The following is a 22,074-nucleotide window of genomic DNA, read 5'->3' as shown; positions in this document are numbered from 1 at the left end:
GAAAAGGCCGATGTGATGCTCGATTTCTTCCGCCGTTCGCTGGCCGCGGCCGTCGCCGCCCTTCCCCTGGCGGCCGCCTCGTCGCTTCCGGCCCAGTCCCAGGCCATCGAGACCGCCGCCAAGCAGGCCATCGTCGTCGATTACGCCAGCGGCCAGGTGCTGATGGAGAAGAACGCCGACGAGCTGATGGTGCCCAGCTCCATGAGCAAGCTGATGACCGTCTACATGGTCTTCGACAAGCTGAAGAGCGGGGCGTGGAAGCCCTCGGACCGCCTGCCGGTCAGCGAAACCGCCTGGAAGCGGCACTACAAGTCGGAAGGCTCGCTGATGTTCCTGCCCGTCAATTCCACGGCCAGTGTCGAGGAATTGCTGAAGGGCGTGGTGATCCAGTCGGGCAACGACGCCTGTTCGGTGCTGGCCGAGGCCTATTCCGGCTCGGAGGAAGCCTTCGCCGAGGAGGAAACCCGCAAGTCCCGGCAGATCGGCCTGACCAAGAGCACCTTCAAGAACGCCAGCGGCTGGCCCGAGCCCGGCCACCTGATGACGGCCCGCGACCTGTCGGTGCTGGCCCGCCACCTGATCGGCGACTTTCCCGAATACTATCCGCTGTTCAGCCAGATGGAATTCGTCTTCAACGGCATCAAGCAGGGCAACCGCAACCCGCTGCTCTACAACACGCCCGGCGCCGACGGCCTGAAGACCGGCCATACCGAGGCCGCCGGCTACGGCCTGACCGCTTCCATCAAGCGGGGCAACCGCCGCATCATCATGGTGCTGAACGGCATGGCCTCCATGAAGGAGCGGGCCGAGGAATCGCGCCGCCTGACCGAATGGGCCTTCCGCGAATGGGAGACCTACGCCCTGTTCAAGGCCGGCGAGGAGGTGATCCCCGACGCCGAGGTCTGGCTGGGCCAGGCGGAGACCGTGCCGCTGCTGATCAAGTCCGGCGTCGAGGTCACCATGCAGCGGCGCAACCGCGCCGAGATGAAGGTCACCACGGTCTATAACGGCCCCATCGCCGCCCCCATCAAGGCCGGGCAGGAAGTGGGCAAGGTGGTGGTCACCGCCCCGGGCATGGTTCCGGTCGAGGTGCCCATGGTGGCCGGGGCCGACGTGGAAAAGCTGGGCTTTGCCGGCCGCATGTCCACCGCCTTCAAGCGCATCGTCTGGGGCAAGAAGGGATAAGCGCCATGGAGACCGCCCGCGGGCGCTTCATCACCCTCGAAGGAGGAGAGGGGGCGGGCAAGTCCACCCAGGTGCGGCTGCTGGCCGAATCCTTGCGCGACGAGGGCCTGATGGTGGTCACCACCCGCGAACCCGGCGGCTCGGCGGGCGCCGAGGCCATCCGCGCCCTGCTGGTGGAAGGCGACACCAATCGCTGGGACGGGGTGACCGAGGCGCTGCTCCATTTCGCGGCGCGGCGCGATCATCTGGTCAAGACGGTGTGGCCGGCGCTCGAGCGCGGCGCCTGGGTCATCTCGGACCGCTTCGCCGATTCGACGCTGGCCTATCAGGGCTTCGGCCACGGCCTCGATCCCGAGATCATCGCCAGCCTGTACCGCGTCGCCGTGGGCCATTTCGCCCCCGACCTTACCCTGGTCCTTGATCTGCCGGTGGAAAAGGGGCTGGAGCGGGCCGGCGCGCGGGGCGGGGCCGAGGACCGCTACGAGCGCATGGGCCTAGGCTTTCACCAGCGCCTGCGCCAGGGATTCCTAGGCATCGCCGCTTCCAATCCCATGCGCTGCGCCGTCATCGACGCCACCCACTCACCCGACGAGGTCCACGGCGACATCATGGCGACGGTGCGGGCGCGGCTGCCGGTGCCATGACCGACTCTCCCCATCCCAGGGAAACCTCCGATCTGTTCGGCCACGGGGCGGCCGAGACGGCGCTGCTGGACGCCTGGAACTCGGGACGGCTGGCCCATGCCTGGCTGCTGTGCGGCCCCAAGGGCATCGGCAAGGCGACGCTGGCCTATCGCTTCGCCCGCTTCGTGCTGGCCGGCGGCGGCGAGGGCGGCGGGCTGTTCGGCGACGCGCCCGGCGACCTGGAGATTCGTCCCGACCATCCGGTGTTCCGCCGCATCGCGTCGCAGGGCCACGCCGACCTCGAATCTGTGGAGCGCGGCTGGGCCGACGACAAGAAGAGCAAGCTCAGGTCCGAGATCGTGGTCGAGGACGTGCGCGGCATCGGCCACTTCATGTCGCTGACTCCGGCGGAGGGCGGTTGGCGGGTGGTGATCATCGATTCCGCCGACGAAATGAACCGTAACGCCGCCAACGCGGTGCTCAAGGTTCTGGAAGAGCCGCCGCGCAACGCCTTGATGTTGCTGGTGTCCCACTCTCCCGGCCGCTTGCTGCCCACCATCCGGTCGCGTTGCCGCCGCCTGATGCTCCAGCCGCTCGGCGAGGAGGTGGTGGCCGACCTGCTGACCCGCCAGCGGCCCGAACTGGGCCCCACCGAGGTGGCCGCCCTGGCCAAGCTGGGCGAGGGCAGCATCGGCAAGGCCCTGGCTCTGGCCGACGAAGGCGGCCTCGACCTTTACCGTGAGTTGCTGGAACTGCTGCACGGCCTGCCGCGCCTGGACGTGCCGGCGCTCCACGCCTTTGGCGACAAGGTGGCGCGACCCGAGAACGACGGGTCGTTCCGCACCGTCACCGAATTGCTGGGCTGGTGGCTGGCCCGCCTGATCCGCGCCGGCGGCCGCCGGGGCGCCGGCATGGCCGAGGTGGTGGCGGGCGAGGGCGCCCTGATGGAGCGCCTGCTGGCGGCGGCCAGCCTTGAACATTGGCTGGAGGTGTGGGAAAAGATCACCACCCTGTTCGCCCGCACCGAAGCGGTCCATCTCGACCGCAAGCAGGCCGTTCTCGGCGCCTTCATGGCGGTCGAGCGCCTCGCCCGCCAGGGTTCGCGATAGCTGGCAACACATTGATTTAGCGGAGCACTCCCATGACCGGGGCCGGGACCTTCTACGTCACCACGCCGATCTACTACGTCAACGACAAGCCCCATATCGGCCACGCCTACACCACGCTGGCCTGCGACGTGCTGGCGCGCTTCAAGCGCCTCGACGGCTTCGACGTCAAGTTCCTGACCGGCACCGACGAACACGGCCAGAAGGTGGAAAAGTCGGCCGAGACCTTCGGCATGAGTCCCCAAGCCCTGGCCGACCAGAATTCCGCCAATTTCCGCGAGCTGGCCAAGATTCTGGGCTGCACCAACGACGATTTCATCCGCACCACCGAGGAACGCCACAAGGCCGCCTGCCAGGCCCTGTGGGACAAGCTGGTGACCAAGGGCGACATCTATCTCGGCGCCTACGAGGGCTGGTACTCGGTGCGCGACGAGGCCTTCTACGCCGAGGACGAACTGGTCAAGGGCGAGGGCGGGGCCAAGCTGGCGCCCACCGGCGCGCCGGTGGAATGGGTGAAGGAGCCCAGCTACTTCTTCCGCCTGTCGGCCTTCCAGGACCGCCTGCTCAAGTGGTACGAGGACAACCCCGATTGCGTGGCGCCCCAGTCGCGGCGCAACGAGGTGATGAGCTTCGTGAAGGGCGGGCTGCAGGACCTTTCGGTGTCGCGCACCAGCTTCAAGTGGGGCGTCCCGGTGCCGGGCGACGATTCCCACATCATGTATGTCTGGCTGGACGCTCTCACCAACTACATCACCGCGCTGGGCTACCCCGACACCTCGGGCGATTTCGCCAAGTATTGGCCCAGCGTCATCCACATGGTGGGCAAGGACATCGTCCGCTTCCACGCCGTCTACTGGCCGGCCTTCCTGATGGCCGCCGACCTGGCTCCGCCCCGGCGCGTCTTCGCCCACGGCTGGTGGACCAACGAGGGGCAGAAGATCTCCAAGTCCCTGGGCAACGTCATCGATCCCTTGGAACTGATCGCGACCTACGGCCTGGACCAGGTGCGCTACTTCCTGCTGCGCGAGGTGCCGTTCGGCAATGACGGCGATTTCTCCAAGCGCGCCATGATGGGACGCATGAACAGCGAGCTGGCCAACGATTACGGCAATCTGGTCCAGCGCTCGCTGTCCATGATCGGCAAGAATTGCGCCGGCGTCACGCCCGCCCACACTCCCGACACCGACGACGACAAGGCCATGCTGGGCGCGGCTTACGCCATGCTGGACAAGGTCCGGGACGCCATCGACCGCCAGATGTACCACGAGGCCATCGAGGCCATCTGGGTTGTCATCCGCGCCGGCAATGGCTATGTGGACAAGCAGGCGCCCTGGGCGCTGAAGAAGACCGATCCCGCCCGCATGGGCACGGTGCTGTGGGTGTTGGCCGAGACCATCCGCTCGGTGGCCCTGTTGACCCAGCCGTTCATGCCGGCGGCGTCGGGGCGCATCCTCGACCAGCTCGCCGTGTCCGAGGATGAGCGCAGCTTCGCCTTCTTCGGCCCCGGCCATGCCCTCAAGGAAGGGATCGCCCTGCCGGCGCCCCAGGGCGTGTTCCCGCGCCATGTGGAAGAGGCTTCTGCCTGACATGCTGGTCGACAGCCATTGCCATCTGGATTTCCCCGACTTCGCCGACGATCTCGACGGCGTGGTCGGCCGCGCGAGCGCCGCCGGGGTAGGGGTGCTGCTGACTATCGGCACCCACATCACCCGGTACGAGCAGGTGGTCCGGGTGGCCGAGCGCTTCGACAACGTCTGGGCCAGCGTCGGCATCCACCCGCACGAGGCGGGCGTGGCGCCCTATGCCGACCTCGACACCTTGCTGCGCCTGGCCCAGCATCCCAAGGTGGTGGCGCTGGGCGAGACCGGCCTGGATTACTACTACGACAAAAGCCCGCGTGAACGGCAGCGGGACTCGTTCCGCATCCATATCGAGGCTGCGCGGCGCACAGGTTTGCCGGTGATCGTCCATACCCGCGACGCCGACGACGATACCGGGGCGATCCTGGCCGAGGAGATGGAGAAGGGGCCCTTCACCGGACTGGTCCATTGCTTCAGCTCCGGCCCCGACTTCGCTGAAAAGGCTGTCAAATTGGGCCTTTTCATCTCGGCGTCGGGGATCATGACCTTCAAGACCGCCGACATCTTGCGCGACACCCTGGCGGACGTGCCGCTGGACCGTTTGCTGGTGGAGACCGACGCCCCCTATCTGGCGCCGATCCCCTATCGCGGCAAGCGCAACGAACCGGCCTACGTGGCCCACACCGCCGCCAAGCTGGCCGAGGTCAAGGGCGTGACCATGGCCGAGATCGAGGCAGCCACCACCGACAATTTCCACCGCTTGTTCACCAAGGTGGCGCGGCCATGAAGGTCACCATCCTGGGCTGTGGCGGCGCCGCCGGCGTGCCGACCATCTCCGGGGGATGGGGGGCCTGCGATCCGGCCAATCCGCGCAACCGCCGCCTGCGGTCCTCCATCCTGGTGGAGGAGGGAGAAACCCGTATTCTGGTGGACACCTCGCCCGATTTGCGCCAACAGCTGCTGGCCGCAAACGTGCGCAGCGTCGACGCGCTGATCTATACCCATGACCACGCCGACCATCTGCACGGCATCGACGATCTGCGCGAGATCAACCGCGTCACCCGCAAATGGCTGCCGGTCTGGGGCGACGTCGCCACGCTGCGAACGGCGCAGGAGCGTTTTTCGTATGCCTTCGCGCCGTTGGAAAAGATGGACGATTGCATCTACCGGCCGCTGCTGGAAGCCCATGCGGTCAACGGGCCATTCACCATCGGCGGGATCGAGGTGATTCCCTTCGACCAGGATCACGGTTATTGCCGCACGCTGGGGCTGCGTTTCGGCTCGTTTGCCTACAGCACCGACGTGGTCAGCCTGCCTGAAGCCTCGTTTGCCGCGCTGAAAGGCGTCGAGAGCTGGGTCATCGGCTGTCTGGTGGATTACGATCATCCGACCCATGCCCATATCGCCAAGGCCGTCGAGTGGATCGAACGCGTTGGACCGAAGCGCGCCTTCATCACCCATATGGGGTCGCGTCTCGATTACGAGGCGGTGCGCCGCGCCGTTCCGGCCCACGTGATTCCGGCCCATGACGGGCTGGTGATCGAGGTTTCCTGACCTAGCCCATTCGTCGTCATAATATACATTATGCGACATGAGCCTACGCAACATTATTACCGTGCGCTAGATTCAATGGCTTAGCAGATGTAGCTGTTAGCCTCTGTGAAGCCCTCCCCACCAGCTTCATGTCTATCTATAGACACGACACGCCAATACCGGGAGTCAAGGCAATTGAGCGCAGCACCGAAAAAGCTTCCTGTCGAAGACACCGCGATCTACGAGATCCTGCTTGAGTGCGCGGCCAACAACAGCATATGCCCGTCTAACGCCGAATTGATGGCTGGAACCGGCCTGACCAACGACAGCGCCATCAACAGACGCCTACGCCGCCTCAAGGAGATGGGCTTAATCAAGGTCGCCAGCAAAGGCGGCTTCCCCTGTTCCACTCGTCACGCCAGAAGCGGTGGGCCAGGACATAGCCGATACCGAAGGGGCCGTATTTCAGCAGAACGTCTCGGTCGTCGGTGAACTTGCCGCCGGGATACAGGCTGACCACGAAGAACAGCAGGCAGAGGGCGGTGCTGCCAATTCCCGCAATGACGCTATAGGGCCAATATACCCCCCACGGAAGAGCAAGCCATATCGGCAGTGTCAGCGGGGCCATGAGCGCGTAGCAGATGGACCGGGGCAGGCCGGTCCAGCCGCCGAACATGCGCCTCCAGAGACCGCCGAGAACTGCCCAGAGGATGACGAGAGCAGTAGCCATCACACCAGGGTCCAGTCGTCGGCCAGCACATCGGTCTGCGAGGCCAGCCAGGGCACAATCTTGTCGTCGGCGGTCTTCATGTCGATATGGGGGCAATAGTTGATTTCGGTCCCTTCTGGATAGATGCCGAGCAACGGGGCGCGGTTGACCTTGAAGGTGCTACCGGGAACAAGAAACACGAACATACCCTTTCCGTTCCAGCCGGATCGGGCGACCTTCTTGCCGGATTTGAGGTGGTTCAGGGCGTCAGAAAACGAAAACATGGGAACCTCCTTGCTACAGCCCCGCACGGATATTGGCGATGGCCGAGTTGACGTAGGCGATGTACTGCGTGGCCGTCTTGCCAGTGCGGGGGTCGTCGGTGTCCACCACCCAATCGCCGTTCTCGTCCTGCTTCTTGATTTCCATCAGCGCAGTGGAGCCAACAGCATCCTCACGCCACATGCGGTCGGTGATGGAGCGCTCCAGCCGGTCGATCTCGGCCAGGGCGGCTGCCCTCGCATTAGCACGTTTGAGCACCAACACTTCATCCGGGCTGCGCGGGGTGCCAACCCAGCCAATCACAGGGCCATTGCGATGTTCCGTGATGAGGTATTCGGTTCCATCGAACGGGCACACCTCGAAAGTGCAGCGGGTCGTTCCATCAAGCTCTGAGCGGTCAAGGTAGTATCGGGGATACTGGATTTCGTTGAGGACAAAGCCCTCGGACGAGTCGATGTAATCAGCGGGAGTGCCATCAGGGAAGCTCGCGCCGGGAATGTAGTAGAGAGCCATTACGGGTTCCCCTGTGCATTGTTGATGGAGGTGGCGGAATAGACGAACCGCTTGCCAGCCGTAGCCGTCCAAGTGTTTGAGCCGCTCGTGTTGTAGCTGGCCGAGGACGAGCGCAGCTTGAAGCCGCCAGCCGTCTTGTCAGCATGTGTGCCGAACGTCACAGCGTTTCCGTTAATGGTCAGCGTTGCTGGGTTCCCGTTCGTCCAGACAAAGGGGCCGTCAGCCGAAGCGTTGCCGGTGAAGGTTCCGCTGGTGGTTACAGCCGCGCTGGTCATGTTGGCGGTGCAGAGGGCCAGGAAGCCGCTAGGCGGGGTGTAGGCGAAGGCAGTCGCGCCGAAGTTAAACGTAGCCCCAGCGTATGTCCCTTGCTCGTTGAACATGGGGAAATACGTAACTCCTGAGTTTATTGTTTTTGCGCCCTGGCTGACATTGTTCTTGTAAAATGTTAGTGTCGGCGGAGATGCGTCTAGGTCAAGAGCACACCCGATTGTGTGTGTATTGTCGTAAGTCGCACCATAAGCAGACGACGACCCGTTATTGTACACGACTCCGGTGTGCCCGTAGTATGAGTACCCGTTCGGAGCCGCCGTAGGGTCTGTGTCCTGCAAACGAGATGCGTCAATAACGCCACAGCATAGGTATGTCGTAGAGCCGTCCCCCTTGTACTCCCAATACCACTTGCCCACGGAAACACCGATGGTCCCGCGTGCTAATTGTGTGTACGTGCTTACGTCAGCAGCCGTATTACCCTTTGAGAGAGTGACTGACCCACTGGAAAGAGGGTTGAAGGTGCAGTAGTTGTTCGTCGGCGTATCGGTGGTCTGTACCGGCGACCCGTTGACAGTAAACGAGTTCCCATTGCCCGAGGTATCAGTGCCGAGAGCGCCGGACGAGCCGAAGGCCAGGAACGAATAACCGGCAGACGGACGACGGGGCACCCACACTCCATTCGCATCAGCCGCGCCGCCCTGGAGGCTGGCCGAGGAGCCGTTCCAGAACGCGAAGTCCGACAGATGACCCGAGAAGTAATTGGTCCCGTCATACCCTAGGCGGGGATTGGTGACGGACGCAGCGGTGTAGCTTCCGGTGCCAGTGACCAGCGTGCCGTTGACGTAGACGCCCGTGCCATTCCAGAAGATGTGCATCCACGCAGACGGGTCGCGGTAGAGAGCCGTGCTGGTCAGGCCGAAGGCGTACAGCGCGTCTCCGCTCGTGAAGTACACCTTGTTGTCGAAGATCGGCGACGTTGCGCCCAGCTTGGACCGCTTGACCCAGATTGACCCGGAGGTGGTCGCGCTGGTGGTCAGGGTCTTGCTGAGATAGTCGCTGGTGCCGTTGAACCGGGCGCTGTTGGTGATGCTGTAGCTGTCGTCACCGGCGAGGAGGAGTGCCGCGCCCAGCATCACTTAACGTCCGTCAGGAGCTTGGCGGTAATGCGGGTCGCGCTCTCCACGTAGTAGACCAGCACATCCACCGCGCTATTGGTCGCCGTGACGGACGGCACCGTGCCACCGGAGAACTTCCAGTACGAGCCATAGGCCAAGGTCTTGGGGCTGCTGGCGTGCTGGGTGAACACGATCACGCCTTCCTGACCAGCCGCCAGATTGGACGGGTTAGCCAGGGTGGTGTTCTCGGTGAATGTGTGGGTGAAGTAATTGGAGGCGGAGGCATCCGTGGCGATGGAGGCCGAGGAACTGGTCAGCGATACCGGGGTGCCGCGAAGGGCCTTGGTCATCGTCTGGACCGCGCCGGTCTTCATGGTCGTGGCGTCGTAGCCCTGGACCGTGGAGCCGATAGCAGCTGACTTGAGGGTGGTTGCATCGTAGCCCTGGACCGTGGAGCCGATGTCGGCGGAAACCAGCGCAGTAACGCCAGTCCAAGTCGTGCCGTTCGACTGAGGGACTTTGCCAGAACCGATGGCAGATGCGTTCGGCAGGGCAGCGGCGGATGCGGCGGCAGCGGACGCGCTGTTTGCAGCATTGGTCGCCTGAGTGGTCGCGAGAGCAACCTGGGCAGCAGCTAGGGTGACTTGGGCCGCGCCATTGGTCGTGGCATTCGTAGCTGACGTAGCGGCATTGGAAGCCGATGTGCTGGCCGCTGAAGCAGACGCAGACGCGGCAGAAGCCGATGCGGACGCGGCGGCGGCAGAGGCTGCGGCGGTATTAATCGCATCGTCAGGGTCAACGGCAGTCACAGTCACATTGCCAGACGAGTCGAACTTAAGCCCCTTCCCCGCTCGCCCCGCGACATTAGGCAGAACGGTCGTCGGAGCCGCAGAATAGTCATCGACAGGAATATGGATCGCATTGTCCGCAGCAGTCTTGTTCTGCTGGGCAATGGCATACGACACATTCAGGTCTTGGTTCAGTTGGTCGATGTTGAACTTGCCAGACACCGGAAGCTGGGTAACGCGCTGGATCGGAACGCTGCGGGTGATAACGACCCAAGTGTTCGACACGCCAGCAGTCAGAGTGACAGACCCGCCATCGGGATAGCCACCGCCGGTCAGAGTGCCGGACACAGTATAATCAGTGCCAATGGTCTTCGGAGTATAAGACCCGACATAGACGATAAGGTCAGAAGTCGAGAAGAAAGCAAACGGGACCGCGAAAGGTCCAGTGCTGGGAGAAGACCCGACCGAATAAGAGATGGTCGTCGGGATATTCGTGACGGGTGTGGACATGGGGCGTCCCCCTAGTGGATTCTAGGGGGAGCATGGTTGTTAGGTGCTTACACCATCAATGCACTTGATTGAATGTTGGTTGGGCATCCAGACCCATGCCGTAGGACGCCGGATTGTACATCCCATGTGATGGGCCATCGACCATCGTCGCCATCCCATTCAAGGCATGAATACCAGGCTGGAAATACCACAGGCCAGCCAGTGGAGCGAGGCGGCGGAAGTTGGAGCCAGCTTCGCCAAACTCGCCTCGACCAAGATCGCCAACCATCGCAAACGCCCTGGCAATCTGCTGGGGGGCAGGGCCGAGGGCACCCCACTTTGATACGGAACTCGTATGCTTGCGGCTGTCATCGCCAAGCAGAGCATTGAGGCTCACTTGGTTCTCACTAAGGCGCTCAACGAGGTTGTTGATGTCTCCAAAAGACCCAAGCAGACCAGAACGGTCCATGCCGTCAACAAGCTTGTCCTGCCAAGGACGATCAAACCAGTTCTCGTTGCGCTGAATGGCATCCTTGATAGCGTTGGCAAACATGCCAGCGGCAGTCATCGCAGCCATACCACCCCAGAACTTAGCGTCACGATCTTGAAGGCCAGCCATCATAATGCGCTGAGTAGACGACATGCCAAATGCCTTGAACTGCCCGAGAATGCCGCCGAGTTCAGTGGACACCCAGAGCGGGCGATCCGCAATATGAGGCGTCACAACAGCGCGATTCGTGTCTTCATACAGGGCGGACCTGAAGGCCATGCGAGCCTCGGCATCGGTCCACTTGTCAGTATTAGCCAGAAGGCTGCCGCCCTTCTCTCTCATATGCTCAACAGCGGACCAGATCGACACATGCGACCCATCAGAGAACCAGCCCTTATTGGTCAGAACGTCGGCGTGTTCCTCGGTCATCTTCGCAATGGCCTTAGCCTGCTTGACGCCAATGCCACCACGAGCCAGGTCTTCAGTAGCCTTAGCAGACAGCTTGCCTTCAGCAAGAAGCAGGCAGTCATCGAGGATGCGGTTCCCGATAACGGTGCCCGCGACTGTCTTGGCAATGTCAGTCCACTGAGACAGGCCGGACGCCATGGAAAAGACGTTGCCGATCTTCTCGATGCCCCGCTCAAGCTTGGTGCCGCCGTACCAGATTTCATTCCAGTTGGAGAAGCTTGCAGCGCGGGTGTGTGTCCAAAGCTCGTTGGCAATGCCAGCAGCATGAAGCTCGTTAGCTGAAAGCTTGTAGAGCGCCTTATCCATCATGAAAGCGTCGATGCCATAGCGCATGGTCTTAGTCAGGCCCTCCGTCATAACGGGGCGCGCAACGTCAGACAGCGACGACAGAACAACGCCGCCAAGCATGGATGCGGCATTCAGCACCTTCATGGACCGGAATGCCCTGGTGTGGAATGCGTCGGGATCAGCCGGGATATTATGCGTTCCAAAGATCATATCGCGCATGGCAAGGATGGCTTCCTTGTCCTGAACATACTCTTTGTTCAGGCGCTCAAGCGCAGACACCTCGCCGCCAGCCTCACGAAGCGCCGCGTCGTAGTCGAGCTTGACCTTATCCAGCATCGGCTTCAGATCGAGGTGCCCCTCGAACGCACGAGACACCTCAATGGCCGCGCCCATCTGAGACACATAGCGGTGGAGAATGCGTTCCACATCGGTATCGATGTAGTTCATCACCATGCTGGCAGGGATTTCCCACTCGCGAGCCTTGGCCGAGCGAGGGGAGTTAACCGGATCGTCGAAGAAATCCACATACCCAGTGCGCTTCGTTACCTTATCGAAATGAGATTTGACGGCAGCCTCAAGCTCATCGCCAACAATCCCGATGCTCTTGAAGTATGAACGGACGATACCCTTGTAATCCTCGGCGTTGCGCATGATGGTCTGACGGTCAAGCAACTTGGGGAACCAAGACTCACCCTTGACCTTAGCGTCTTCGCGCCACCCGCCTCCGTCGATATGCTCAATCTCGGCCTTAAGCGCCGCGATCTGCTCAGTGAGCTTCTGGGCATGAGGCGTCATGGTGTGGTCAGTCAGCGTAACGGTACGGTCTTCAGTAAGGCCGAATGATTCAGTCCTCTTGAGGCCAAGCTCCTTGTCGAGATCGGCGTTAAGCTCGCGCAGCAAGCGGCGCTGTTGCCATGAGAAGACGCCTTCCTTGGCAGCAGTCTCGCCAATCTCATCGAAGATTGGGCGAAGCTTGGCGGCGGCAGCCTGGACATGCGGATCGGCATGTTGATCGAAGGAGAACATGGCGCGGGCCACCTCCCCCTTGAACTCATCAAAGCTCAGCCCTGGCTTAGGTGAGCCAGTGACCTTAGCGGCGAGGTCCTTAGCCCCAAGCTTCAGCGATTCAAAGTTCGGGTTGGCAAGCCCAGCGCCACGCTGCTCAAGCCATGACTCGCGCAAAGCCTGGAGGCCATTGGAAAGCTTCGGCCTCCAATTCACGTTGATGGAAGTTTCAACCGAACGAACCATGGGCTGCGGAGCCTGAACATTGCCATGCGCATCCAAGCTCATGTTCTTCGTGAGCTTCAGGCCGGGAGTAGCTACAAGCCGTTCCGCGATATTCCGAACATTCTCAGACACCGATCCCATAGCCCAATGCCAGGGCGACCAGTTCCACTTTTCAAGCCCGATGCCAGTCGGAGCGATTGAAGTCTCTTTTCTAATAAGCTTATCTGAGTCGAGGAAGTTGTCGGCGGATTGAACGATGGATGAAACCCGCATTTCGGGTTCCGCTCCAAGCTGTCTGGTGGCCTGAATGTAGGCTTCGGCAGACAAGCCCTGTAGAGCGCCACTTGCATCCAGCAGCAGATTGATCGCCATCTCGCGGCCATGCGCTTCAAAAGCACCGTAGATTGCCTCTCTCATGTCAGCATTCGGCAGCATAGCGCCATCTTGGCGAATGCGCTGCATGAATTGATCCATGAACCTGTTGGCAACCGCGCGCTGGCTCTCTTTTGGGGCAAGGCCAATAACCTGCTTTGCCCTCCTGAACATATCGTCGAGATAACCGTAGACACCAGTCTTCGCGGACCCAGGCTGGTATCGCCCGGTAACGACATCATCAAGAAAGCGCATCCCTGAATTGGCAAACGCCTCATTCGGGCTCAAGCGGTAACTGAGATCGTCGAACATCTTCACGGCTGAGATGGCGGGATTAGCGACCATCTCGGAAGCCATATCCATAGCTGAGCGACCGATCCCCGTAGGGTCAGCCCTCCAAATCGAAAGCCACTTGGACCGCTCCACATCAAGCGTGAAGTTCAGGGCCCTGTGAAAGACCTCATGCGTAAACGCCTTGGCAAATCCATCAGGGCTTCCATCGCTTCCAAGGCGAGCATTCTCAATAGAGACATTGATCCAGTCATTGGCGATGCTGTAACGCCCCTGCGATCCAGCCGCCGAGTCCATATCCTTATCGAAAATTCGGAGGATAGACCCTTCGGTAATCTCAGGCGGTAAATGCTGGAGGCGCTCGGACACCGCAGCATATTCAGCCTCGGAGATGTGGCCCTGAAGTAGACCGTATCCGCAACAACCGCAACAGACTGGATCAAGCCGTTCGGCGTATCCCACGGAACCCATCCCGCAAGCTTCTCTGACCTGACAGAGTGATAAACCGCCACGGAGCCATCCTGCTGGACGATGAAGGCATACTGCTCCGGCCTGTCTGTCGTGCCATACAGCACATCCAAATCTACAGGTGCGGTTAGAAGATGCGTGGACATCAGGCTAACGGCATGGCTGTCGTAGTTCTGCTGGAAGTAGTCATACAGGAACTCACGGCAAACACGGCCAGTGCGCTGGATGAAGATCGTCGCGCCATCCAGCACAGCAGGGTGAATGCTGCTGGCACCATACGGCGTCTGCTTCTTGATGTTCACGTTCTTCGGCGTGGTCGGAGAGCTATCCAACGGCACGGGAATGAAGAACTCGCCACGATCCGTATAAATCTGGAGATGACGGAAGCTCACCAAGTGGCTGATGGTGACTAACTCATTGGAGAACAAGGACAGCGCAATCGCCTCGGAGTCGAGAGCGGTGCCGGTGTCCATGTTGTAGAAGTCGCCAGATTTACTACCCCACAGGCCATTCGGGATGCTGGTAGACCCGCCAAGCCAAAGCCGCTGCTCATGGAAGCAGACAGCCTGGGGGTAGCCGCGAGCGGACGAGAACGCAGGCTCATCCCAATTCGCGGAAGTGGATAGATCGGGCAAGGCATACTGGGCAGTCGCGGTAACGACGGTGCCGCTGGTGTAGCCCGTGATAAGGCACTGCACGCCCTTGAAGCGGACAGTCTTGCCAACATCGCCAGCGACCCAATACGACGACGACAGGGTGAGCGTGATCGAGCCGGACAGGGCGCTCGGCGTCATGGTGATGTTGCCGTCTCGCAGCCACCTTGATAGCTCTTCACATCGGTACGAGCGACCATCAGCGGGTCGATCTCACCGAAGCTGAAGCTCGTCTGAACCTGCCGGGTGCGTGCCATTACAGCGAACTCGATCCAAAGCGGTTCTGGATAATCATGCTGGTCGGGATGTCGGTATTGGCCTGGCTCTGGCTTTCCTGGCTGCGAGCCACCGCATAAGCCTTCTGAGCGCGGGCCATAATCGACTGCGACAAATCCTGCCTGCCAGCAACAGCCTCGGCAAACAAGCTGGCGAGATCGAACAGAACGCCCTGCTTGAAGTGAGGCAGCCACTGGTCTTCAGACACGCGGCGGATATAGGTTAGCACAACATCGGTGCCGCCAGAATTATCGGAGTTGCAGACAATGGTCTGACCAACCCGGTCATAGGTGACGAGGTTGCCGCCCCAGGTGCAGCGCACCGGCAGGACAAGATCGCTGGGCTGCTGGTAGGCGTAGCTGTAGCTCACGTCAACAGGAGCCGCAGACAGCTTCATCAGAGCGACCTGGGTGGTGGCAAACCGCCAGGGATAAGACGCCAAAGCCGCCTCTACGGTCGTGTCGTAGATCGCGGCAGCAACAAGCGCCTCAGTCGTACCTTCGGTGAAGGACGTGATGGGATTGCAGCCAACCAGAATCGAAGCCTGATTGCAGATGTCAATCGCCAGAGGACCGGGATTGGAGGACATGGCCCCCTCCCTTATTCAGAGATGCGGTAATTGATCGTGCCGCTGGTGTAGGCCGAGCAACGAACGCGAACCAGCACGCCAAGTTCATGCTCATGAACCTCGACGCTGGCCGGAGCGGTGAAGCTGATGGCCGTGCCCGAGTAGTCGTAGCTGCGCTGAATCCAAGTGGTGCCGCTGTCGAAGCTGCGCTCCAGAACCACGGTCCCAACAAAGGTGCCCCAGATGGAGACATTGTAGTGACCCGGCTGAACCTGGGCCGAACTGCCATTGCCGGTCGCGGTAAACGTGCCGGTAAGGTTCATGTTGGAAGCAATGATACCGGCCATGTCGTCTACGAGAACGGCGCGATGATGGAACTGGAGATCATGCTGACCGACCGTCAGTTTGATGTCGGCACTACCCCAGGCTACAGCCCCAATCAGCCTGCCTACTACAACACCAGCGCTCGCGTGGGCGATACCGTGGCTCAGGTGCTGCGGTTCCGTAACAGCTACAACGGTGCCTGGAGCTTCGAAACCTCGTTCGGCGGCAAGCGCCTGCGTTGCCTGAACGGTGTTTGGGTGCTGGACTCCATCGCCAGCCATCGCCGCAAGCACACAATCAATCTGTCGGTCACGGCCAGCGTCGAGAAGATCGTCTCGGGCATCACCATGTTCGACACCATGCGCGATGAACTGATGCAGATGACCTACACCAGGGTCACGAGCAGCCAGGTCGAGAAGATGTTCCGCAACACTCTGGCCTATCTGCCGCGTACCGGCCAGGACATGCCGCCCTATTCCGACCGCACCCTGACGCACCTGATGAACCTCTGGAGCTACAACGCCGATGAGGTAGGTGCCAACAAGTGGGCGGCCTACAACGCCGCTACGGAATGGGCCACACACGTCGAAGACACCATGCGCAAGACCAGCCAGCCGCATCGTGTCCGCAGCCAGCGCGAGGCTAAGATCGCCTCCATGCTGAAGTCCAATGAGTGGAAGCATTTGGAACAGCTTCCCATCGCAGCTTAGGGCGGGGACTTCTGAACTGGCGGTGACGCGCCAGCGAAGCTCGCCCTCCCTAACCTGAACGCGGCCCGTAGGTTGAGTATGCGCGGCAGGCATGGGCAAACCCTGTCCCCTTAATGTTTATTGGGGTAAGGGCGGGAATAGTCGAACTCGGGGGAGGTGTTGCAGCGCCTCCCCCACCCTTCGATTGGAGATCACAGTGGTTCAGTTACCGGCACATCTGGAGGAAGCGATCATGGGCAAGAAGGCCAAGATCGAGGAGAAGCCGCTATCACAATCCCATAGAGACGTTATCGGCTGCCCGGTACGGATCGAGATACCGCTGACCAGCTTGGTCGAGGCCAGAAACCATATCAGAACCATCATGCAGGCGTTGCAGGAAGCAGACTTCATCCTAACGCATCAGATTCAGAACCCGCCTGCCCCTCCCCTGCGCGGCAAACTACTGGATCACCACGCCCTAATGGGGGTAAAGTCTATCATTCGCTCGGCACAGATGACACTGCCGACACGCAAGCGTAGAGTTAAAGACGACTGACATTTTGATTGACACTGTATCTTGGGTTTTTCTGTGAGGCTAACCGAAATATACATTATGCGACAAATGGGTATGGGGATATGGAGGATGTCATGGCCGACACCGACCGCCTGACCCGTACGTTGAGCCTCTCCCTCTCCGGCCGCGCCGATCCTTCCGCCATTGCCGCCCTGTCGCGTCCCGAGGGGCTTCTCGACCTTCATGCCACCGACGACGGTCGGGCAGTCCGCGTCAGCTATGATCTGCGCCACGTCACGCTGGCCGCCCTCGAACAATGGATGGCCGCCAACGGCCTGGTCCTGTCGGATGGCCTGTGGGCCCGCCTCCGCCGCCGCTGGCTGGCGTTCAAGGACGATAATCGCCGCGATCAGGCGGCCATCGTTCATCAATGCTGCAGCGTTCCTCCCGACAACCGCTGAAACCTTTACTAGCATTTTAATCTATACACCAATACCATTGGCGTCAGATTGAAGCCGGGACAAGGCTCGAGGGGGACTGCCAATGACATCACTGCAATCCATCACCATCGCCATCGCCCCCAACGCCCGGGCCGAATGCAAGACGGCCTTCGCCGACAAGGACGGCGCATTGGCCCGGTATGGCGTCACCACCCGGCTGCGCCTCTGCCATTTCATCGCCCAGATCATGCACGAGACCAATGGCGGCACCCTGCTGGTGGAGAATCTGACCTACACCACCCAAGATCAGCTCCTGAAGATATACGGCGTGGGCAGGCATTCCGCCAAGATTACGCCCGACGAGGCGCCTAGCCTGCTGCGCAACGCCAAGGCCCTGGCCGAGAGGGTCTATGGCCAGGGCAACCCGGCCAAAGCGGCCGAGCTGGGCAACACGCAGGCGGGCGACGGCTATCTGTTCCGTGGCCGCGGCGTGCTCCAGACCACCGGCCGCTCCAACTACGCCAAGGTGGCCAGGGAGACCGGTCTCGATTGCGTCGCCGATCCCGACCTGATCATTCAGGCGGAGAATCTGCTTTCGCCCGCCCTTTGCCATTGGCAGGCCGCCAACATCAACCCACAGGCCGACGCCGACGACATCGTGGCGGTCACCAAGGCGGTCAATGGCGGAACCAACGGCCTCGACGACCGTAAGCTCTGGTACGCCAAGGCGTGGGCCGCCTCCGCCGAGGGGCCGGGGCCGACCGCCAACAACGCCGCCCTGCCCGACCTCGCCCGCCTCCAGACCGCCCTCAACAAGGCCGGGGCAGATCCCAGGCTGGTGGTGGACGGCGCCGACGGCCCCCGTACAAGGCGCGCCGTCAAGGCGTTCCAGGCGGCGCACGGGCTGGCCGCGGACGGTGTCGTCGGCCCCAAGACCAGGGCCGCGCTGGAGACTTTCATGGATTAGGCGTCGGCAGGGTTTGCCCGACGGCCCCGCTTCCGCCTATGCTGGCGGCGAAAGCCAATCCGAGGTCAGCCCCCATGAGCATCGATCCCCGCGCCCTTCAGCCCGGCCGGTTCATCCAAAGTGACAATCCCGCCATCGTCGCCTTCGCCCAAAAGGCCGCCCAGGGCGCTTCCAACCGGCTGGACGCCGCCATCCGCCTCTATTACGCGGTGCGCGATTCCGTCCTTTACGATCCCTATGTCCGCTTCAACGCGCCGGAGACCTATTCGGCCGCCGACGTGCTGGCCAAGGGCAGCGGCTTTTGCATTCCCAAGGCCGCCCTGCTGACCGCCTGCGCCCGCGCAGTGGGCATTCCCGCCCGCATCGGCTTCGCCGACGTCCGCAACCACCTGGCCACGCCCAAGCTGCTGGACAAGAACGGCAGCGACGTCTTCCGCTGGCACGCCTTCGCCGAGATCATGGCGGAAGACCGGTGGGTCAAGGCCACGCCCGCCTTCAATCTGGCTCTGTGCGAGAAGTTCGGCGTCCATCCCCTTGAATGGGATGGGAAAACCGATTCGGTGTTCCATCCTTTCGACAAGCAGGATCGCCGCCACATGGAATATGTGGACCAGCACGGCAGCTTCTGGGACGTGCCCTTCGAGGAGATCACCGCGACCTATCGCCAGTACTGTCCGCTGATGATGGTGGACGATCCCTGGGGGACGGGCTCCGACTTCGCCGCCGAGGCCAAGGCCCAGTGATGACGGAAAAGGCGATGACGGAAAAGCCCATCGACCGCCTGCTGGCGATCATGGCCCGGCTGCGCTCGCCCGACGGCGGCTGTCCCTGGGACCTGGAGCAAAGCTTCGCCACCATCGCGCCCTACACCATCGAGGAAGCCTACGAGGTGGCCGAGGCCATCGAGCACGGCGACATGGCCCAGTTGAAGGACGAGTTGGGCGACCTGCTGTTCCAGGTGGTGTTCTACGCCCAGATGGCCAGGGAGAACGGCGACTTCGACTTCGACGCCATCGCCGCCGCCATCGCCGACAAGATGGTCCGCCGCCATCCCCACGTCTTCGTCGAGAACGACGGCCGGGATTCCGCCGGACAGGTGGAAGCCTGGGAGGAAACCAAGGCGCGTGAACGCGCCGCCAAGGCCGACGGCGCGGCCGAGCCCGGCATCCTGGACGGGGTGGCCCGCACCCTGCCCCCCATGACCCGCGCGCTCAAGCTGCAAAGGCGCGCCGCCCGGGTGGGCTTCGACTGGGACCGGCCCGAGACCATCCTCGACAAGCTGGCCGAAGAGGCCCAGGAGATCGCCGAGGAAATCCGCTCCGACGCCCCCTTCGACCGGCTGGAGGACGAGATGGGCGACGTGCTGTTCGTCTGCGTCAACCTGGCGCGCAAGCTGAACGTCGACCCCGAGCGCGCCCTGAAGCGGGCCAACACCAAGTTCGAGCGCCGTTTCCGCCACATCGAGACGGAATTGAAGGCTTCCGGGCGCACGGCCGAGGCCGCCACCCTCGACGAGATGGAGGCGCTGTGGCAGGCTGCCAAGACCTTGGAAAAGTCCGGAGGGCACGGTGGCGGGTGACTGGCTGAAGCGGATCGGCGTCCTGGCGGCTGTGCTGCTGCTGTCGTCGTGCTACATCCCCGACAAGTTCAGGAGCGAACTGCGCCTGTCCAAGTACGGCGATTATTCGCTGACCTACAAGGGCGACCTGATGTTCGCCCCCATCCTGGACGATTACCGCAAGAATAAGATCAAGCCCGAGGACGAGGCCGAGCGGCAGGAGAATATCCGCCGCGACCTCGCCCGCGACATCGCCTTCCGCAAGATCGAGGCCAAGGGCAAGGGCCGCTTCGCCGTGGAATACGAGCGGGTCGGCCGCCTGGGCAAGGTGCAGCTGACCTCGCTGATCCGCCGCGACGCCCGCCTGATCTCGCTGCGCTCCATGGAGAACGGCGCCATCGTCATCCGGGCCAACGCCATGAAGCCCTCGGACGCCCAGATCCTGGCCGAGCTGGGCCTCAACATGGAGGGCGAGTTCCGCATCACCACCGACGGCAACGTGGTCAAGCACAACGCCACCCAGGTCAAGCCCTTCGGCACCTCCAAGGTCTATATCTGGAAGATCGAGAATCCCCTGGCCGTGATGCCGGAACTGGTGATGATCCGTGACGTGGACCCCGCCCGTCCCCTCGCCCCCCGCCCCTCGGAGATCAACGAATAGCATGTGGAAGAACCGCACCGTCCTGGTCACCGGCGCCACCGCCGGTTTCGGCGCCGCCATCGCCCGGCGCTTCGCCGCCAATGGCGCCAATCTGGTGATCTGCGGCCGGCGGACCGAGCGGCTGGACGCATTGAAGGCCGAACTGGGCGCCGCCGCGCCGGTGCATGCGGCCGCCCTGGACGTGCGTGATGGCGCCGCCGTGGCCGCCTTCGCCGCCGCCGTGGCCTGGCCGGTGGATGTCCTGGTCAACAATGCCGGTCTGGCCCTGGGGCTGGAGCCCGCCCAGGCCGCTGACCTGGACGACTGGGAGACCATGATCGACACCAATCTCAAGGGCCTGATGTACATGACGCGGGCCATCCTGCCCGGCATGGTCGAGCGCGACCGCGGCCATGTGATCAACATCAGCTCGGTGGCCGGCACCTATCCCTATCCCGGCGGCAACATGTACGGAGCCACCAAGGCGGCGGTAACCCAGTTCTCGCTGAACCTCATCGCCGATCTGGTCAAGACCAGGGTGCGGGTCAGCAATATCGAGCCGGGACTGTGCGGCGGCAGCGAGTTCTCCCAGGTGCGCTTCCACGGCGACGCGGACAAGGCGGCCAAGGTCTATGAGGGCACCACGCCGCTCACCTCCGAGGACATCGCCGAGGCGGTGTTCTGGGCGGCGTCGCTTCCCGCCCACGTCAACATCAACCGCATCGAGATGATGCCGGTCTGCCAGGCCTCGGCGCCGTTTGCCATTCACCGGTCGTAGGGCGAGCTACCCCATCACCGCCTTGCCCAGATCGGTCAGCGCCAGCACGCCCAAAATGGCGAACAGGGCGGCGGCGACCATGCGCACCAGCTTCAGGGGCAGCTTCTCGGCCATGGCGTTGCCCACGAACACGGCGGGCACGTCGGCGATCAGCATGCCCAGCGTGGTGCCGGTGGTCACCATCAGCAGATCGCCGAACCGCGCCCCCAGGGCCACTGTGGCGATTTGCGTCTTGTCGCCGATCTCCACCAGGAAGAAGGCGATGGTGGTGGCGACGAAGGCGCCGGCCTTCTCCCACGTCTTGGGCTGGTCGTCCTCGTCCATCTTGTCGGGAACCAGGGTCCAGGCGGCCATGGCGATAAAAGAAAGGCCAACGATCCAGCGCATCGTTTCGGGACCGATCCAGCGCGCCACCTCGACGCCCGCCCACGCCGCCAGTCCATGATTGGCGATGGTGGCGACGAAAATGCCGGCCACCACCGCCCAGGGCTTCCTGAACTTGGCGGCGAGCAAAAGGGCCAGAAGCTGGGTCTTGTCGCCGATCTCGGCGGCGGTGACCACGGCGAGCGATACGAGCAGGGAATCCATCGAGGCACCATACGGGGGATTGGGCGAAACATGACCGATGGCCCGGAATCCCGCCCAATCCCTGGACGCAAGAATTCCGAAGCCAAAGGTCTCGCCAAGCTTTTGGGCCGGACGCGCCAAGGGCCGAAAGGCCCTAGTCTGTTGACGCGCCCCCTTCTGATGACCGAAGGCGGCTACTCCCCAATGACGGGGCGGACCATACCCATGCCAGCCATGCCGGGCAAGCCCTTTATCCGCCGCTCGAATCTCTCTAACATCCCGCCCCTGTTTTGGTGGAAG

General features: G+C 62.3%; 23 protein-coding genes and 1 riboswitch. Of the genes, 14 read left to right on the top strand and 9 right to left on the bottom strand.

All coding sequences use genetic code 11. The features are described from left to right. Positions 1-15: 15 nt before the first annotated feature. The 6 genes from XM1_RS14720 to XM1_RS14695 are packed head-to-tail and all read left to right on the top strand — an operon-like array spanning position 16 to position 6,048. The gene (locus XM1_RS14720) at positions 16-1,185 is read left to right on the top strand and encodes a D-alanyl-D-alanine carboxypeptidase family protein (protein ID WP_068434754.1); all 1,170 of its coding nucleotides are present in this window, start codon (positions 16-18) and stop codon (positions 1,183-1,185) included. 5 nt (positions 1,186-1,190) lie between these two features. Next, on the top strand, positions 1,191-1,829 hold the full coding sequence (tmk, locus tag XM1_RS14715; RefSeq protein WP_068434752.1) for a dTMP kinase: 639 nt from the start codon (positions 1,191-1,193) through the stop codon (positions 1,827-1,829). Then, positions 1,826-2,917, top strand: a complete 1,092-nt coding sequence (locus tag XM1_RS14710) for a DNA polymerase III subunit delta' (RefSeq protein WP_068434750.1) — start codon at positions 1,826-1,828, stop codon at positions 2,915-2,917. The genes tmk and XM1_RS14710 overlap by 4 nt, the downstream gene beginning before the upstream one ends. Positions 2,918-2,949: 32 nt before the next feature. Next, positions 2,950-4,500, top strand: a complete 1,551-nt coding sequence (gene metG, locus XM1_RS14705) for a methionine--tRNA ligase (RefSeq protein WP_068434749.1) — start codon at positions 2,950-2,952, stop codon at positions 4,498-4,500. 1 nt (position 4,501) lies between these two features. Beyond that, entirely contained in the window at positions 4,502-5,281 is a 780-nt protein-coding gene (locus XM1_RS14700; protein WP_068434748.1) for a TatD family hydrolase, read from the top strand. Beyond that, positions 5,278-6,048: an MBL fold metallo-hydrolase gene (locus XM1_RS14695; protein ID WP_068434747.1), complete on the top strand. Its 771-nt coding sequence runs from the start codon at positions 5,278-5,280 to the stop codon at positions 6,046-6,048. The genes XM1_RS14700 and XM1_RS14695 overlap by 4 nt, the downstream gene beginning before the upstream one ends. A 352-nt stretch (positions 6,049-6,400) precedes the next feature. On the opposite strand, the gene XM1_RS14690 is transcribed toward XM1_RS14695, so the two are convergent. The 8 genes from XM1_RS14690 to XM1_RS14650 all read right to left on the bottom strand — a co-directional run bounded on the left by XM1_RS14690 (position 6,401) and on the right by XM1_RS14650 (position 15,644). Then, entirely contained in the window at positions 6,401-6,757 is a 357-nt protein-coding gene (locus tag XM1_RS14690) for a hypothetical protein (protein ID WP_068434745.1), read from the bottom strand. Next, complete coding sequence (locus XM1_RS14685; RefSeq protein WP_068434742.1) at positions 6,757-7,020, bottom strand: DUF2829 domain-containing protein; 264 nt, start codon at positions 7,018-7,020, stop codon at positions 6,757-6,759. Before XM1_RS14685 ends, XM1_RS14690 begins: the two co-directional genes overlap by 1 nt. A gap of 13 nt (positions 7,021-7,033) precedes the next feature. Continuing rightward, on the bottom strand, positions 7,034-7,531 hold the full coding sequence (locus XM1_RS14680; protein WP_068434740.1) for a hypothetical protein: 498 nt from the start codon (positions 7,529-7,531) through the stop codon (positions 7,034-7,036). After that, positions 7,531-8,934, bottom strand: coding sequence for an SPRY domain-containing protein (locus XM1_RS14675; RefSeq protein ID WP_068434738.1), 1,404 nt, complete (start codon positions 8,932-8,934; stop codon positions 7,531-7,533). Before XM1_RS14675 ends, XM1_RS14680 begins: the two co-directional genes overlap by 1 nt. Continuing rightward, complete coding sequence (locus XM1_RS14670) at positions 8,934-10,214, bottom strand: hypothetical protein (RefSeq protein WP_068434736.1); 1,281 nt, start codon at positions 10,212-10,214, stop codon at positions 8,934-8,936. The genes XM1_RS14675 and XM1_RS14670 overlap by 1 nt, the downstream gene beginning before the upstream one ends. A gap of 55 nt (positions 10,215-10,269) precedes the next feature. Then, on the bottom strand, positions 10,270-13,629 hold the full coding sequence (locus XM1_RS14665; protein ID WP_156428745.1) for a hypothetical protein: 3,360 nt from the start codon (positions 13,627-13,629) through the stop codon (positions 10,270-10,272). Positions 13,630-14,709: 1,080 nt separating this feature from the next. Continuing rightward, positions 14,710-15,318 carry a hypothetical protein gene (locus tag XM1_RS14655; protein WP_068434730.1) on the bottom strand — a complete coding sequence of 203 codons (609 nt, stop codon included), beginning with the start codon at positions 15,316-15,318 and terminating at the stop codon, positions 14,710-14,712. 11 nt (positions 15,319-15,329) lie between these two features. Next, entirely contained in the window at positions 15,330-15,644 is a 315-nt protein-coding gene (locus XM1_RS14650) for a hypothetical protein (RefSeq protein ID WP_068434728.1), read from the bottom strand. A 21-nt stretch (positions 15,645-15,665) separates the two neighbouring features. Here XM1_RS14650 and XM1_RS14645 point away from each other — a divergent pair, with 21 nt between their 5' ends. The 8 genes from XM1_RS14645 to XM1_RS14610 all read left to right on the top strand — a co-directional run bounded on the left by XM1_RS14645 (position 15,666) and on the right by XM1_RS14610 (position 21,207). Then, positions 15,666-16,331, top strand: a complete 666-nt coding sequence (locus XM1_RS14645; protein ID WP_068434727.1) for a DUF932 domain-containing protein — start codon at positions 15,666-15,668, stop codon at positions 16,329-16,331. A 232-nt stretch (positions 16,332-16,563) separates the two neighbouring features. Continuing rightward, the gene (locus XM1_RS14640) at positions 16,564-16,866 is read left to right on the top strand and encodes a hypothetical protein (protein ID WP_068434725.1); all 303 of its coding nucleotides are present in this window, start codon (positions 16,564-16,566) and stop codon (positions 16,864-16,866) included. Positions 16,867-16,958: 92 nt separating this feature from the next. Further along, complete coding sequence (locus XM1_RS14635) at positions 16,959-17,285, top strand: hypothetical protein (RefSeq protein WP_068437868.1); 327 nt, start codon at positions 16,959-16,961, stop codon at positions 17,283-17,285. An 82-nt stretch (positions 17,286-17,367) separates the two neighbouring features. Further along, entirely contained in the window at positions 17,368-18,231 is an 864-nt protein-coding gene (locus tag XM1_RS14630; RefSeq protein ID WP_068434721.1) for a peptidoglycan-binding protein, read from the top strand. Between the two features lie 74 nt (positions 18,232-18,305). Next, on the top strand, positions 18,306-18,974 hold the full coding sequence (locus tag XM1_RS14625; protein ID WP_068434719.1) for a transglutaminase family protein: 669 nt from the start codon (positions 18,306-18,308) through the stop codon (positions 18,972-18,974). A 14-nt stretch (positions 18,975-18,988) separates the two neighbouring features. Next, on the top strand, positions 18,989-19,810 hold the full coding sequence (gene mazG / locus XM1_RS14620) for a nucleoside triphosphate pyrophosphohydrolase (protein WP_068434717.1): 822 nt from the start codon (positions 18,989-18,991) through the stop codon (positions 19,808-19,810). After that, a complete protein-coding gene (locus tag XM1_RS14615; protein WP_068434715.1) occupies positions 19,800-20,450 on the top strand; it encodes a hypothetical protein in 651 nt (216 codons plus the stop codon). The genes mazG and XM1_RS14615 overlap by 11 nt, the downstream gene beginning before the upstream one ends. Position 20,451: 1 nt before the next feature. Then, complete coding sequence (locus XM1_RS14610; RefSeq protein WP_068434713.1) at positions 20,452-21,207, top strand: SDR family NAD(P)-dependent oxidoreductase; 756 nt, start codon at positions 20,452-20,454, stop codon at positions 21,205-21,207. Between the two features lie 6 nt (positions 21,208-21,213). Here the strand turns inward: XM1_RS14610 and XM1_RS14605 are convergent, their stop codons facing one another. Further along, complete coding sequence (locus XM1_RS14605; RefSeq protein ID WP_068434709.1) at positions 21,214-21,795, bottom strand: TMEM165/GDT1 family protein; 582 nt, start codon at positions 21,793-21,795, stop codon at positions 21,214-21,216. Between the two features lie 18 nt (positions 21,796-21,813). Then, a riboswitch (yybP-ykoY riboswitch) is annotated at positions 21,814-21,989 on the bottom strand. Positions 21,990-22,074: the final 85 nt, after the last annotated feature.

It is taken from the genome of Magnetospirillum sp. XM-1, assembly GCF_001511835.1.
Classification (GTDB): Bacteria; Pseudomonadota; Alphaproteobacteria; order Rhodospirillales; family Magnetospirillaceae; genus Phaeospirillum.
Note: the sequence above shows the minus strand (reverse complement) of the source record. Positions and strands in the feature narration are given on the sequence as shown.

What these genes read in the sequence shown, in the direction of transcription:
- XM1_RS14720 (WP_068434754.1), top strand. Translation starts at nt 16, where the DNA reads ATGCTCGATTTCTTCCGCCGTTCGCTGGCCGCGGCCGTCGCCGCCCTT.
- tmk (WP_068434752.1), top strand. Translation starts at nt 1,191, where the DNA reads ATGGAGACCGCCCGCGGGCGCTTCATCACCCTCGAAGGAGGAGAGGGG.
- XM1_RS14710 (WP_068434750.1), top strand. Translation starts at nt 1,826, where the DNA reads ATGACCGACTCTCCCCATCCCAGGGAAACCTCCGATCTGTTCGGCCAC.
- metG (WP_068434749.1), top strand. Translation starts at nt 2,950, where the DNA reads ATGACCGGGGCCGGGACCTTCTACGTCACCACGCCGATCTACTACGTC.
- XM1_RS14700 (WP_068434748.1), top strand. Translation starts at nt 4,502, where the DNA reads ATGCTGGTCGACAGCCATTGCCATCTGGATTTCCCCGACTTCGCCGAC.
- XM1_RS14695 (WP_068434747.1), top strand. Translation starts at nt 5,278, where the DNA reads ATGAAGGTCACCATCCTGGGCTGTGGCGGCGCCGCCGGCGTGCCGACC.
- XM1_RS14690 (WP_068434745.1), bottom strand. Translation starts at nt 6,757, where the DNA reads ATGGCTACTGCTCTCGTCATCCTCTGGGCAGTTCTCGGCGGTCTCTGG.
- XM1_RS14685 (WP_068434742.1), bottom strand. Translation starts at nt 7,020, where the DNA reads ATGTTTTCGTTTTCTGACGCCCTGAACCACCTCAAATCCGGCAAGAAG.
- XM1_RS14680 (WP_068434740.1), bottom strand. Translation starts at nt 7,531, where the DNA reads ATGGCTCTCTACTACATTCCCGGCGCGAGCTTCCCTGATGGCACTCCC.
- XM1_RS14675 (WP_068434738.1), bottom strand. Translation starts at nt 8,934, where the DNA reads ATGCTGGGCGCGGCACTCCTCCTCGCCGGTGACGACAGCTACAGCATC.
- XM1_RS14670 (WP_068434736.1), bottom strand. Translation starts at nt 10,214, where the DNA reads ATGTCCACACCCGTCACGAATATCCCGACGACCATCTCTTATTCGGTC.
- XM1_RS14665 (WP_156428745.1), bottom strand. Translation starts at nt 13,629, where the DNA reads ATGGACTCGGCGGCTGGATCGCAGGGGCGTTACAGCATCGCCAATGAC.
- XM1_RS14655 (WP_068434730.1), bottom strand. Translation starts at nt 15,318, where the DNA reads ATGTCCTCCAATCCCGGTCCTCTGGCGATTGACATCTGCAATCAGGCT.
- XM1_RS14650 (WP_068434728.1), bottom strand. Translation starts at nt 15,644, where the DNA reads ATGGCCGGTATCATTGCTTCCAACATGAACCTTACCGGCACGTTTACC.
- XM1_RS14645 (WP_068434727.1), top strand. Translation starts at nt 15,666, where the DNA reads ATGATGGAACTGGAGATCATGCTGACCGACCGTCAGTTTGATGTCGGC.
- XM1_RS14640 (WP_068434725.1), top strand. Translation starts at nt 16,564, where the DNA reads ATGGGCAAGAAGGCCAAGATCGAGGAGAAGCCGCTATCACAATCCCAT.
- XM1_RS14635 (WP_068437868.1), top strand. Translation starts at nt 16,959, where the DNA reads ATGGCCGACACCGACCGCCTGACCCGTACGTTGAGCCTCTCCCTCTCC.
- XM1_RS14630 (WP_068434721.1), top strand. Translation starts at nt 17,368, where the DNA reads ATGACATCACTGCAATCCATCACCATCGCCATCGCCCCCAACGCCCGG.
- XM1_RS14625 (WP_068434719.1), top strand. Translation starts at nt 18,306, where the DNA reads ATGAGCATCGATCCCCGCGCCCTTCAGCCCGGCCGGTTCATCCAAAGT.
- mazG (WP_068434717.1), top strand. Translation starts at nt 18,989, where the DNA reads ATGACGGAAAAGCCCATCGACCGCCTGCTGGCGATCATGGCCCGGCTG.
- XM1_RS14610 (WP_068434713.1), top strand. Translation starts at nt 20,452, where the DNA reads ATGTGGAAGAACCGCACCGTCCTGGTCACCGGCGCCACCGCCGGTTTC.
- XM1_RS14605 (WP_068434709.1), bottom strand. Translation starts at nt 21,795, where the DNA reads ATGGATTCCCTGCTCGTATCGCTCGCCGTGGTCACCGCCGCCGAGATC.